This is a genomic window from Candidatus Methanogranum gryphiswaldense (genome assembly GCA_019262145.1).
Taxonomy (GTDB): domain Archaea; phylum Thermoplasmatota; class Thermoplasmata; order Methanomassiliicoccales; family Methanomethylophilaceae; genus Methanogranum; species Methanogranum gryphiswaldense.
In genome coordinates this window covers 1,442,235-1,454,519 of record CP076745.1, presented here as the reverse complement: position 1 = coordinate 1,454,519, position 12,285 = coordinate 1,442,235, and the positions used below count along the sequence as shown (strand labels likewise).

11 protein-coding genes and 2 tRNA genes are annotated in these 12,285 nt (G+C 45.8%); 8 read left to right on the top strand and 5 right to left on the bottom strand.

Features of this window, described 5'->3' with window-relative positions:
• Positions 1 to 8: 8 nt before the first annotated feature.
• Positions 9 to 1,154 (top strand): molecular chaperone DnaJ, encoded by a 1,146-nt coding sequence (gene dnaJ, locus KRP56_07580; GenBank protein UAL07652.1) that lies wholly within the window; start codon positions 9 to 11, stop codon positions 1,152 to 1,154.
• A gap of 54 nt (positions 1,155 to 1,208) precedes the next feature.
• Positions 1,209 to 2,132, top strand: a complete 924-nt coding sequence (locus KRP56_07575; GenBank protein UAL07651.1) for a TerC family protein — start codon at positions 1,209 to 1,211, stop codon at positions 2,130 to 2,132.
• Here KRP56_07575 and KRP56_07570 read toward each other — a convergent pair.
• Both KRP56_07570 and KRP56_07565 read right to left on the bottom strand, forming a co-directional pair.
• Positions 2,117 to 2,722, bottom strand: coding sequence for a GNAT family N-acetyltransferase (locus KRP56_07570; protein UAL07650.1), 606 nt, complete (start codon positions 2,720 to 2,722; stop codon positions 2,117 to 2,119). The two genes, KRP56_07575 and KRP56_07570, sit on opposite strands and share 16 nt — an antisense overlap.
• Before the next feature lie 694 nt (positions 2,723 to 3,416).
• Positions 3,417 to 4,010, bottom strand: coding sequence for a DJ-1/PfpI family protein (locus tag KRP56_07565; GenBank protein ID UAL07649.1), 594 nt, complete (start codon positions 4,008 to 4,010; stop codon positions 3,417 to 3,419).
• A gap of 111 nt (positions 4,011 to 4,121) precedes the next feature.
• Here KRP56_07565 and msrA point away from each other — a divergent pair, with 111 nt between their 5' ends.
• Positions 4,122 to 4,661 (top strand): peptide-methionine (S)-S-oxide reductase MsrA, encoded by a 540-nt coding sequence (msrA, locus tag KRP56_07560; protein ID UAL07648.1) that lies wholly within the window; start codon positions 4,122 to 4,124, stop codon positions 4,659 to 4,661.
• 100 nt (positions 4,662 to 4,761) lie between these two features.
• Here the strand turns inward: msrA and KRP56_07555 are convergent, their stop codons facing one another.
• Positions 4,762 to 6,180 carry a hypothetical protein gene (locus tag KRP56_07555; GenBank protein ID UAL07647.1) on the bottom strand — a complete coding sequence of 473 codons (1,419 nt, stop codon included), beginning with the start codon at positions 6,178 to 6,180 and terminating at the stop codon, positions 4,762 to 4,764.
• Positions 6,181 to 6,231: 51 nt separating this feature from the next.
• Between KRP56_07555 and KRP56_07550 the strand changes: the two genes are divergently transcribed.
• Together KRP56_07550 and dcm are read left to right on the top strand one after the other, a co-directional pair.
• A complete protein-coding gene (locus KRP56_07550) occupies positions 6,232 to 6,678 on the top strand; it encodes a very short patch repair endonuclease (GenBank protein ID UAL07646.1) in 447 nt (148 codons plus the stop codon).
• Positions 6,679 to 6,710: 32 nt separating this feature from the next.
• Positions 6,711 to 7,916: a DNA (cytosine-5-)-methyltransferase gene (dcm, locus tag KRP56_07545; GenBank protein ID UAL07645.1), complete on the top strand. Its 1,206-nt coding sequence runs from the start codon at positions 6,711 to 6,713 to the stop codon at positions 7,914 to 7,916.
• Between the two features lie 62 nt (positions 7,917 to 7,978).
• Here the strand turns inward: dcm and KRP56_07540 are convergent.
• Positions 7,979 to 8,064, bottom strand: a tRNA-Ser gene (locus tag KRP56_07540).
• Positions 8,065 to 8,155: 91 nt separating this feature from the next.
• Between KRP56_07540 and KRP56_07535 the strand changes: the two genes are divergently transcribed.
• Entirely contained in the window at positions 8,156 to 9,478 is a 1,323-nt protein-coding gene (locus KRP56_07535) for a glutamate-5-semialdehyde dehydrogenase (protein ID UAL07644.1), read from the top strand.
• A 4-nt stretch (positions 9,479 to 9,482) separates the two neighbouring features.
• Positions 9,483 to 10,604 carry a glutamate 5-kinase gene (proB, locus tag KRP56_07530; protein ID UAL07643.1) on the top strand — a complete coding sequence of 374 codons (1,122 nt, stop codon included), beginning with the start codon at positions 9,483 to 9,485 and terminating at the stop codon, positions 10,602 to 10,604.
• 97 nt (positions 10,605 to 10,701) lie between these two features.
• Here the strand turns inward: proB and KRP56_07525 are convergent.
• Positions 10,702 to 10,777, bottom strand: a tRNA-Val gene (locus KRP56_07525).
• A 107-nt stretch (positions 10,778 to 10,884) separates the two neighbouring features.
• Between KRP56_07525 and KRP56_07520 the strand changes: the two genes are divergently transcribed.
• Positions 10,885 to 12,279 carry an MATE family efflux transporter gene (locus tag KRP56_07520; GenBank protein ID UAL07642.1) on the top strand — a complete coding sequence of 465 codons (1,395 nt, stop codon included), beginning with the start codon at positions 10,885 to 10,887 and terminating at the stop codon, positions 12,277 to 12,279.
• Positions 12,280 to 12,285: the final 6 nt, after the last annotated feature.

The window sequence follows — 12,285 nt, the reverse complement described above, 5'->3', positions numbered from 1 at the left end:
GATACCATATGCCAGGAGAAACAGATTACTACGCGATACTGGAAGTGCAGAAGGACGCCACTCCAGATGAGATCAAAGCGGCATACCGCAAGTTGGCCAAGAAATACCATCCTGATGTGTCCACAGAGAATAAGGAGGTCGCCGAGGCCAAGTTCAAGGAGATCTCGGAAGCGTATGAGGTACTTTCGGACGCCGATAAGCGTAAAATGTACGATCAGTACGGACGCGCCGGTGTCGAGGGCCAGTTCAGCAACGGAGGTTTCTCCTGGGACGACTTCACCCATGCCGATGATGTCAGCGACATATTCGGTGACCTGTTCGGAAGCATGTTCGGAGGTCGCCGCAACAGTTCAAAGACCACAGCCCGTGCGGGCGAGTCCCTTCGTTATGACATAACTATCGAACTCACGGACGTTCTGAATGGCAAGGAGATCGAGATAAACGTACCGCACACGGTCGCCTGCCAGGAATGTAACGGGACCGGAGGCAAAGGCGGTAAGGTACAGACATGTCCGGACTGCGGAGGTCAGGGAAGGGTCCAAAGGGTGCAGCGCACCCCGTTCGGTAACATGGTGGCGGTAGCGGAATGTCCTACGTGTCACGGATCGGGCAAGGTCTTCAACGAGAAGTGCCCGAAGTGCCGTGGAGCAGGAAGTTACAGCACCACATCGAAGATCGCTCTGAAGGTCCCCAAGGGAATGGAGGATGGGTCGCGCATAAGGGTGACAGGTGCAGGGGATGCAGGATACAACGGCGGAGGTCCAGGAGACCTTTACGTGCTTATACACGTAAAGGAGAGCAAGGATTTCCAGCGCGATGGTCTAAATCTCTGGACAGAGGTCACCACGACATACTCCCGTCTTGTACTGGGAGGGACCGAGAAGGTCAAGACCCTGGAAGGGGAGACCTTGGAGGTCAACATACCCGCCGGTACGCAGATCGGCGGCGTCCTCAGGATCCCCAACAAGGGATTGCCCAAGGTCAGTTCGTCGGTACGCGGATATATGTACGTCAGAGTCCGCATAGACATTCCGCAGAAGGTCACACCTTATGAGAAGGAACTTCTCGAGAAATTGGACGAGAACGCCGGCAAGAAACCAGCTGGACAGTCCGGAAAGAAGTCCAAAATAAGGCAGAAGCTAGAAGGTCTTTGACGGTTAGGTCCAATTCCTTTAAAAACCCCTTTTTACTATCCCATTTTTGATCATATGATTGACCAGACCATAATGTGGGTTGTTTTCGGCGTTATAGTCGTAGTGCTTCTCGCATTGGATCTGGGAGTTTTCAACCGCGGTCCAAAGCACATACCTGTGAGGAAGGCCTTGTTGATGACCGCCATGTGGGTCACGGTCGCCCTCATATTCGCGGTATTCGTCTATGTCGAGATGGGCTCGGATAAGGCCACTGAGTATCTGGCGTCATATGCGGTAGAAAAAGCGATGAGTGTCGATAATATCTTCGTATTCATTGTGATATTCTCGTATTTTGCGATTCCTGACGAATATCAGCACGAGGCACTGTTCTATGGTGTCGTCGGTGCGATCGTCTTCCGTGCGATATTCATATTCGTTGGTTCTGAATTGCTGGAATCATTCCACATCGTGATGTACATCTTCGGTGCGATATTGATATATACAGCGATAAAGACGGCATTTGCCAAAGAGAAGGATCAGAAGGATTCTTTTGTCGTCAAATTATGTCGGCGCATCAAGGCATCGCCTGAATTGGACGGTGCCAAATTATTCACCGTAAAGAACGGTGTCAAGATGGCGACGCCTCTTCTGATATGTATCGTCGTCATAGAGCTTTCCGACATAATGTTCGCGTTCGATTCCATACCGGCATGCCTGTCGATAACGACGGACACATTCATTGTGTACACATCTAACATATTCGCCATAATGGGACTCAGGTCGCTGTACTTCGCCCTCAGGGGAACGATGGTCACGATGAAGTACATGAAGTACGGATTGGGAGCAATACTCATCTTCGTCGGTGTCAAGATGCTGATTTCAGAATATTATGAGGTATCCGTCCTGGCATCGTTGTTGTTCATCCTGGTGGCTTTCACGTTGACGATAGTGGCATCCTTTTACGCCGAGAAGAAGTGCAAGGCTCAGAATTCTTTGTAAAACAATCTTCCGAAGCATTTGCACGGAGATCCGCACATCGGGCAGTGATGTCCTTCGGGGGAGTTCACGAATTGATTCCAATAGCCCTTGATAGCATAGGACGGGGTGAGTTCCATGGAGTTGACCAGTATCTTCCTTATGTTACAATGGCCAGTGTAATCCTCCCATGCCATCGCGGTCACTGCTTCGGTGCCTTCGGCCCTGAATCTGTCCATGCAAGTCTTGGCAAGGACGGTTCCAACCCCTTTTCCTCTGGATGTCTCCGATACCGAGACGGAATCGAAAAGGCCGATCCTGTTCTTGGACATCAGCATGCTGCGTTCCCGGCTGTCGGGAAGATGGAGCATCTTGTCGACCATATCAGGACCGAATATCTGACATATCGCGAATCCTGCGACCTTTCCGTCATCGCGTACGACGATGCAGAATGCATTCCTCGAGCTCAATGCCTCTTCGAAATCCTTCTCTGATAGATAGTCAGAACCCAGTTCCTTCAATGATATGCTTAGGGCCTCTGGGATGTCCTCTTTTGTTATCTTGCCTGCGGTCAGCATGTTGCTTCCCTCTTTTTCGCACAGATTCCTTCTCATGTTAATATATTATCCTTTTTTCTCTGGTCCTAAAAATTGGTATATCGCGGTCATTGCTATCCCTATAGTGTTAACAGATGGGCGTCTGGACATCATACGCAATATATTGTCCAATAAGAACATATTTATATGTACTTAATCGGTCAAGGGGTAGCTACAAAGGCACTAGTTACCTTTCAGCAATGAAGGAGAAATAAATATGGACTCATGGATTTGGGCAGTAGTTGCAGTAGTAGTGATCGTTGTCGTTGTCGGCGGTGTCTATTACTACATGCAGAGCAAGAAAAAGAAATCTGCATGATCGGGCCTTATGACCTGAACATAGACCTTGATAGGACCGTGCTATACCTTCCCACCAGGGCCGTAAACCTCTCTTAATCTTTTTCAGTTATTGTTATATCTTTAGATTTGCATACCATTCTCATGAGTGTCGCTGTAATCGTTGCAGTAATCATCATACTCGCACTCGGCGTGCTTGGCATGATGTATCTGAGAAAAGAGAAGAAGATGCTTTGATCTGCTTGCCGTCTTCGATGGGCGTTCCATCCCGGGCGTATGCTTTCAGGGGTGACTGTCGAATTTTACTTCCGTTGATATTTGACAGGTGATCACTAGAAGTTGATCATAGTCAAAGGCTCAGTTTGGATATTTCGGGGAAAGGGCACGTTCTTTTTGAGGCAAAAGGACCGTCTTTTCATTTTGCAAACGGATCTATCGTAGGGTCATCGTTCCATATGTATTCCATACGGTTCGCTATTTCTTCTGCCTTGTCTTTACCGAACCTATCGTTCACGAATTCCAGGGTCATGTCCATTCCGGCAGAGATCCCGGAAGAGGCGTAGTATTTTCCGTCCACGACCCAACGGGCCTTGTCTATCCAAATGACCTTGTCATTCGTCGATCTTACCCATTTCATAGCTCTTTTGTTCGAAGTGGCCTTTTTGCCGTTAAGGACACCGGCCTTTGCATAAAGGGCAGAACCTGTGCAGATCGAAAGGCAGAATTCTGACGCGTCCGCCATTTCCTTCAGGAAACATATGAATTCATGATCATTGATCAGGGTCCTTGTACCTTTTCCGCCAGGGATCACCAATATGCCGTTCTTATTGATGTCGGATGTGGATCGAGTGACCACTTTCACGCCCTGTGCGCTTGTCACGGTTCCGCCCAACTTCGAGAGATAGTGAAGTTCGTATTCCTCCACCATGCCTAATATTTCGACGGGGCCGAATATGTCCAACGTTTCAAAGTCATCAAAGAGCAGTATGTTAACATCCATGACCATCATCCTGTTCGTATATCGACCTAGGAAGATAATATAGCTTGAGCAAAAATTTGATGTTTATCGGGGGTTTCTCGATTAGCATCCTTGAAATATCCACGATGCACTGAATATATCATGAACGGTGTTCCCGACGGGTCATATGTACCAAAGGAGGGAAGATTCGTGATCTATCTCGCTGGAGGGTGTTTCTGGGGGCTTGAGAAGGCATTCGCAGGGTTGCGCGGGGTAAAGGACACGGAGTGCGGTTACGCCAACGGTTATGACAAGCTTGTCCCGGATTATATGCTGGTATGTTCCGGCAAATTCGGATACAAGGAGGCCGTCAGGGTGGAATACGATCCAAAGATAATCCATCTGGAGCGTCTTCTCTGGGCATTCTTCCTCGTCATCGATCCGACCGAGAAGGACCATCAGGGGAACGACATAGGGAAGCAATACGGTACAGGGATATATTGGACGGACGAGGGTTCTGCGGCCGTGGTCAGGGGCATCGCAGAGGTCGAGATGACCAAACATGATTCGTTCTTCACGGAGATAGGTCCGTTGGAGAATTTTTTCCCGGCGGAACCGGAGCATCAGGACTATTTAGATAGGAATCCCAAAGGATACTGCCATATCTCGCCGGAGAAGATGCGTCTTCTCAAAATGTTTTGATTTTTATTATTCTTCGTTATTGAAGTATATTTAGCAGTGCATGCATGAATTTCAGATTTGGGTCAGTTATGGATTGACACATCAATCGGTTGATATTTTATCACTTAGTTTTACTGTTTAGTATCCCACTTTCTTTTACTATTTTTGTTATGTATGTGCGATTGATCCAAAAGCAGTTCTTTTTGTACTTATTGCCATCTGGTGCAAGGCACAGGTCCTTACTATCTCTTCCATGTGGACGTACATGAGATACAGAGTTGTCTCTGGATCCAGGAAATTTGTCTATTTTGCCATTTTCTATCATAGATTTAGTGATATTCCAGACCTTTTCAGCTTCTTTGAGGTCCTTTTCTGGCATGGACCAAAAGAATGCTCCTTTGAATAATGTGTTCTTGTTGTTCTTTTCTTTCGGTTTTTGGAAAACAATAAAGAAGAATTTCTTATCAAGATCGTCATGAAATTCAGAGGTTTCCCAGAATTCTTGTGTTATTTTACAGTAATCAAAATAGGGAAACGACATGCTTTCTTGTGGAGTGTTGTTGTCCTTCAGAAGTATGGTCTTCATTGATATGTCGGCATCCTCGAATTCTCGTACATGTTTTGTTCTTACGCCCATTATTCTGAGCGCCAAGGTTGCACGATAACTTTTTGATGCGGGATTAAGTTCAACTCCCAATTCAATTTCTATCTCCTCACATGTTTTTCCAATGAATTTTTTAAAATTATCAAGGACGTATTGTTCAAATGATTCATTTTTTGCCCATTTTTTACCATCGAACAAGGAAGTCATTGCCAAGGGCTCTTGTTTTTTTTCTTTCCAAGAAAATACGCCTTCGCACTCTTCTAATGTAGAATCCCTGTATATTTTGTTGACATATGATGACTTTAGTGATAGGGCCCTTTGTCTAGCTTTAATGTTGGAGAATGGTTGTTTACGATAGTCATTTTCATGTCCTGAGCCTTTTGGACAAGCACCCAAATAGATTGTAAATCTCTCAGATAGTTCCTCGGCTCTTCCTTCTTCTACCATTTTTGCGATTGTTCTCCAATCTTCCTCTATAATTCTTAGGTCGTCGTCTGGGAATCTCCAGTGGACCACCTTCAGTATCTTTAGATCATAGAAGTTCTTATTTGATTCCCATTTGTAGAATACAATTAGAAGATCTCCATTCTTTCTTTTGAACGAGCCTTCAAATTTCAATTCATTCAATTTCATATAGTCTATGATGTTGAGTACCAAACGTTCCTTGGAAACAATACCACTGGAGTTCTTTTTCATCGGAGTAGATTTAAGTTCAATTCCTATGTCGATAAAATCCGGTTCAGGCGAACTATTGTTCTCTATGAAAAAATATCCTTTTTCGAGATATTGTCCAAAGAATCCTTTTGTATGAAGGGGTGTCCCCGTTTTGTCAAGGTCGATCACACCTATTTCATATAGAGTATGACCAGTTAGTTTTCCCGCGTAGTTCAATACCGATTTGGCATCTTTTTCATCATAAGGGCGGGACTTCGTCACGATGAATAATCTATGTAATGATTTATTAGATCTGTGTGCATTTTGTGTCACATGGACAAAGATTATGTTCGAGATAGGAGAAGTCCGATACCAAAAAGTGACAATGTCTCGAAGGTGATGAGTTCTAACCGTGGAAAGGATACTAAACCAGAGATGATCCTTAGAAAAGCACTAAGGGACAATGGAATGTCAGGATATAGGGTCCACTGGGATGTTTCCGGAAAGCCAGACATAGCATATCCGGGTAGATTGATCGCAATATTCGTAAATGGATGTTTTTGGCACAGATGTCCTATATGTGAGCTTCCTCTTCCCAAGAATAATGTAGACTTCTGGAAAAATAAATTTGATCAGAATGTCAAAAGAGATGCTGAAAAGATAAGATCTCTTGAAAAAGATGGATGGAAGGTCATTGTTGTTTGGGAATGTGAGATCAAAACAGATTTAGAGAGGGTCATACAAACAATCAAATTGAAGCATAATCGAAGTACGAAGTGATGTTTTTAAATCAAATGTTCATTCACCATTTTATGGTCGAGAAGATCCGAGTGGTCGAATTATTTGCAGGCGTGGGGGGGTTCCGCGTCGGTTTGGAGACTGCATCAGATCGGTTTGAGACCATATGGGCAGATCAATGGGAGCCAGATTCCAAAACTCAATTTGCCTTTAATTGTTATAATTCGCATTTCTCAGGAAAAGGTTCCAAGAATGTCAATGAGGACATTGGCATTGCAAAAAAGAACGTGCCTGATCACGATCTTCTAGTGGGAGGTTTTCCATGTCAGGATTATTCCGTTGCAAGTACTGGTGCAAAAGGAATAGAAGGTAAGAAGGGTGTTCTTTGGTGGCATATCGATGATATCATCAAGGCACATTCTCCCAAGTATGTACTATTAGAGAATGTAGATCGGTTATTGAAATCGCCAGCCTCTCAAAGAGGACGTGATTTTGGTGTCATACTGAGATGTTTGGCAGATAATGGCTATTATGTTGAGTGGCGTGTGATTAATGCAGCAGATTACGGAATGGTGCAAAGAAGGCGGAGAACATTCATATTTGCATGCAAAAAAGATTTAGATTTTGTGAAATCCGTAGAGGACCTCGGATTCGAAGAGATTGTATCTACTGAAGGATTCTTTGCCGATATATTTCCCGTGAAAGGAATGCCGATACAGAAAAAGGTCAATGAATTCAGTATATCAGATAAAGATTATCCCACGCTTGTGGATCTTTCTGATTCTTTTGAAGAGTCGTTCTTTAGTGCAGGCGTAATGAAAGGTAAAAGGGTCTACACTCGTGAAATCGTTCCTGTTAGATCAGAAGATCAGATCATGCTTAGAACCATTCTTGAGAGTGATGTTGATGAGAGATATTACATTAAGGATCCAGATAAATGGAAGTATCTAAAAGGATCAAAAAAATTGGAACGTACTAGTAAACAAGGTCACAAATACTGTTATTCTGAGGGTGCAATATCTTTCCCAGATAATCTTGATATGCCTGCTCGTACAATGCTTACAAGTGAAGGAACGGTCAATAGGTCCAGTCATTTGATATGTGATCCAAATACAGGTCGTCTGAGGAGATTAACGCCGTTGGAATGTGAACGTATCAACGGATTCCCCGATGGTTGGACAGATGTTGGAATGACGGATCGTCAGAGATATTTTGTGATGGGGAACGCATTGGTCGTTGGCGTAATTGAGTGCATGGGAAGGAAAATTTCCATTTTGTAATTTTGGTATATTCTATCGGTTTATGCGTCGTTTAAGAAAATCATCGAATTTTTAAAATGTAATGGCGCCGAGGGAGAGATTCGAACTCCCGAGGTCTAGGACCAGTGGTTTTCGAGACCACCGCCATACCGGGCTTGGCTACCTCGGCTCTGGCGGAAACAATCCACTTTACCTATTAAAGGATTGTTCCTTTTATCAAACTCTTTAAGAGATGAAGGCAATCCAGGTGTCGAAGGGACATGACTCACATCATCATACAGATCACGGGTGCGAAGCAGGCTGCGCTCAAATTGGCCGTCATCGATACATCGATCAAGAACGATGCGCTCAAAGCGATGGCGCTCGCCCTGGACGGTCATCGCGCAGACATCCTTGCCGCCAATGCGAAGGACATGGAGGCCGCGGAGGTCATGAAGGCCCAAGGCAAGATCACCGATCCCATGGTAAAGAGGCTCAAGGTCAACGACGAGAAGATCACTGGCATGATAGATGGTATAAACGATGTTGTGAAATTCGCAGACCCTGTGGGCGAGACGATGTCCACATTGGAGCTGGACGACGATCTCGTACTCTACCAGGTGAGATGTCCGATCGGACTCCTGGGAGTGATATTCGAATCGCGTCCTGATGTCGTCCCGCAGATACTTTCCCTTTGCATAAAGAGCGGCAACGCCGTCGCATTCAAGGGCGGTTCCGAGGCCCTCAACACGATAAAGGTCCTGTTCGAGATACTTGTCGAAGCGGCATCCAAGGCCGGAATACCCAAAGAGGCGTTCGTCCTGATGGAGACGAGAGAGGACATCTCATCCATACTCACTTTGGACAAGTACATAGACCTCCTGATTCCGAGAGGCTCCAACGAGTTCGTCAGTTACATCCAGAACAACACCAAGATCCCCGTCCTGGGGCACGCCGCAGGCATCTGTCATGTGTATGTGGACAGATACGCGGACATCGATCTGGCGCTCAAGGTGGCATTCGATTCCAAGGTCCAGTATCCCGCAGTATGCAATGCGATGGAGACCTTGCTCGTGAACAAGGATATCGCCGAGGATTTCCTTCCGGAGATGGCAGAACTTTATTCCGAGAATAAGGTGGAGATGAGGGTCGATAGCTGGGCGAAGGAGATACTGAGTGATTTCAACACGGTGCCGGCCACAGACAAGGATTGGGACACCGAATACGGCGATCTCATAGTCTCGATAAAGATAGTCGATTCGATCAAGGATGCCATAGATTTCATAAATCTCCACGGATCGCATCATACAGATGCCATAATAACAGAGGATAAAGAGAGGCAGATGGAATTCGCCAAATGGGTGGACTCCGCAGACGTGTTCATCAACGCCTCCACAAGATTCGCGGACGGTTACAGATTCGGCAAGGGTGCGGAGGTCGGTATCAGCACCAACAAGATACATTCCCGCGGTCCGGTGGGGATGGAGGGCCTGATGATCTACAAGTACATCCTAGTGGGTAAAGGTCAGGTCGTCAAGGACTATGTGGGCAAGGATGCTAAGAAATTCACCCATAGGTCGTTGGACAAGAAATTCGAGTTGTGATCAAATGGCTGACAGGAAGGATCTTCTGGGAGATGTTGACAGGGTCGTCATCAAAGTGGGCACCACATCGATAACGATGGGCGGGGACACGGCATCATCGATGTTCATGGACTCCGTGGCGGCTCAGGTCAAATACCTCAGGGATCTGGGGAAGGAGGTCCTGATCGTCACTTCTGGGGCCATAGGCATAGGCTTGAAGGCCATGAAGGTGAAGCCGAAGCCCAAGGAGATACCCATCAGACAGGCTGCCGCATCGGTCGGCCAAAGCATACTCATGCAGAAATGGAATGATAGTTTCCAGAAGTACGGCATCGTCGTCGCCCAGATACTCATAACATTGGATGATTACTCTGACAGGGAGACCGTGTTGAATCTGAACAACACGATAGATGCGTTGTTGGAGAACGATGTCGTCCCGATATTCAACGAGAACGATGCGATATGTGTGAAGGAGATAGGTCCGGTGTTCGGTGACAATGATACCTTGTCCGCTGTGATAGCCAGCAGGATAGATGCCGATCTCCTGATAATCGTCTCCGATGTCGCCGGGCTCTATGATAAGAATCCAAAGATCCATCCTGATGCCAAACTCATTCCCGCGGTCACAGAGATAACCGAGGACATAGCTGGCGCGGCCGGAGACACCACATCTCGCGTCGGCACAGGGGGCATGAAGACCAAGATCAGGGCCGCTGAGATATGCAGGGATGCAGGATGCAGGATGATAATAGTCTCCAACGAGATGGAGGACATGCTGATAAAGGCGGCCACTGGACAGGAAGTCGGAACGATATTCGTTTCCGATATCTGTATCAGCAAGAAGAGGCGCTGGGTCAAAGCCGCCCACGCCGCAGGCACCATTGTGATCGACGAAGGTGCATTGAAGGCCTTGGAGTCCCATAAATCCCTTCTCCCAGTGGGAGTGAAGGATATCAAAGGACAATTCTCAAAGGGAGATGTGATCGAGATCGTCTGCAATGACGAAGTGGTCGCCAAGGGCATCCCAAACTATAGTTCTGAGGAGATCTATCGCATAAGGGGGATACACAGCGATAAGATCATGAAGATCCTTGGGAAGAGGACGCATGACGATGTCATTCTGAGTGAGAACATAGTTCTTTTATGAAACTATTTTTTTCAAGCATAATACAAAAAATATTTGTTTTTGATTGGAATACAAAGGATCCAAATCGTCATTCCTGTCAAAGCATAAATGATAAAAGTGGTGGGCCCGGCCGGATTTGAACCGGCGACCTCCACCATGTCAAGGTGGCGTCATAACCCCTAGACCACGAGCCCAGCGTGACCGTGTATTCGCTTATCCTTATTAAACTTTCTGAGAGTGGCTCTTTTCAATCTTTAAAAAGAAACAGATATATGTACGGGCTGACGCTGGGGGGCAATATATGGAAGAGACATCTAGAAGAACCAAGGATGTTAACATCCTAACTGGAGACCCCAAAAAGGCCATCATAGCAATGATAATTCCAATATCTGTTGCTTTGATCATTCAGACACTCAACAATGTCATCGATGCCGTTTGGGTCACTGGTCTTGGTTCAGATGCTTTGGCCGCTTTGGGTGTCGTCTTCCCGATATTCTTCATACTCATCGCCATAGGCAGCGGTATAGGTGTTGGAGCTTCTCAAGCAATAGCCAGAAGGATAGGTTCCAAGGATGTGGAAGGAGCAGACAAGGCCGCGGTCCAGGGAATGATACTTGTGATAATCTGCGGCGTTATCATGACCGTCCTCATGTTGTTGATAACTCCCTTCTTGATCGGAAAGATCGGTGGAGCAGGGATAGAAGATGAGTGTTTGGCGTACATAATACCCATAATTGCCGGCACCGTTGTGATATTCCTTTCTAGCTATTTTTCCAGTCTATTACGGTCAGAAGGTTCAGCGAAAAGATCCATGAACATACAGATAGCGGGAGCAGCAATAAACATCGTTCTTGACCCTATATTCATTTATGTGTTCGACTGGGGTCTTGCTGGTGCTGCGTTGGCCACTATTGTTGCGATGGGGATACCTTTATTGATGTGCGTCTATTGGTATAAGATAAAAAAAGACACATACCTCAGGCTGTCATTCAAGAAATTCAAAATTGATAAAATAATTTCTAAGGACATATTGTCCGTGGGATTGCCTGCTGCAATGGAGATGATAATGATCTCTGTGGTCGCTATGCTGATGAATACGATCATCAACGACGTCGGCGGTACGGACTCAGTTGCTGTGTATTCAAGTGTGTGGAGGATCATAGACATTGCTACAATTCCTCTTATGGCAATGTCATGGGCGATAGTGCCAGTGTGTGCTGCAAGCTATGGTGCGAAGCGTTATGATAGGATCAATATCGCGTATTACTATGCCTTGAAGGTAATGATAGTGGTCATGTTAGCGCTAATGGTTTTGATATACGTTTTTGCTCCGCAGATATGCATATTATTCTCTTATTCTGACAATACCATATTTTTGAGGGAAGATATGGTCAATACGTTGAGGATAATGGGATTGTTCCTTCCATTCCTAGCACTGGGTTTTGTAAGTTCCGGGTTCTTCCAATCATTGGGGTTAGGCATCAAATCATTGATATCCACAGTGATCAGAAATATCTTTCAGGTACCGGTGTGTTTGTATCTTGCCACATTTGGTGTTGTAACGTATATGTGGTGGGGCGTCACGATCTCAGAGATATTGGGGTCGCTGATCATGGGTGTTTGGGGAATTACATTATTGAGGACATTGATGAAGAATTGGAAACCTCCAAAGGATGAGCTTATCCATATGGAGTGAGGTCCC

Coding starts and splice junctions, on each gene's coding strand:
- KRP56_07550 (UAL07646.1), top strand. CDS start 6,232: ATGGACAAAGATTATGTTCGAGATAGGAGAAGTCCGATACCAAAAAGT.
- KRP56_07565 (UAL07649.1), bottom strand. CDS start 4,010: ATGATGGTCATGGATGTTAACATACTGCTCTTTGATGACTTTGAAACG.
- dcm (UAL07645.1), top strand. CDS start 6,711: ATGGTCGAGAAGATCCGAGTGGTCGAATTATTTGCAGGCGTGGGGGGG.
- KRP56_07535 (UAL07644.1), top strand. CDS start 8,156: ATGACTCACATCATCATACAGATCACGGGTGCGAAGCAGGCTGCGCTC.
- dnaJ (UAL07652.1), top strand. CDS start 9: ATGCCAGGAGAAACAGATTACTACGCGATACTGGAAGTGCAGAAGGAC.
- KRP56_07520 (UAL07642.1), top strand. CDS start 10,885: ATGGAAGAGACATCTAGAAGAACCAAGGATGTTAACATCCTAACTGGA.
- KRP56_07570 (UAL07650.1), bottom strand. CDS start 2,722: ATGAGAAGGAATCTGTGCGAAAAAGAGGGAAGCAACATGCTGACCGCA.
- KRP56_07575 (UAL07651.1), top strand. CDS start 1,209: ATGATTGACCAGACCATAATGTGGGTTGTTTTCGGCGTTATAGTCGTA.
- msrA (UAL07648.1), top strand. CDS start 4,122: ATGAACGGTGTTCCCGACGGGTCATATGTACCAAAGGAGGGAAGATTC.
- proB (UAL07643.1), top strand. CDS start 9,483: ATGGCTGACAGGAAGGATCTTCTGGGAGATGTTGACAGGGTCGTCATC.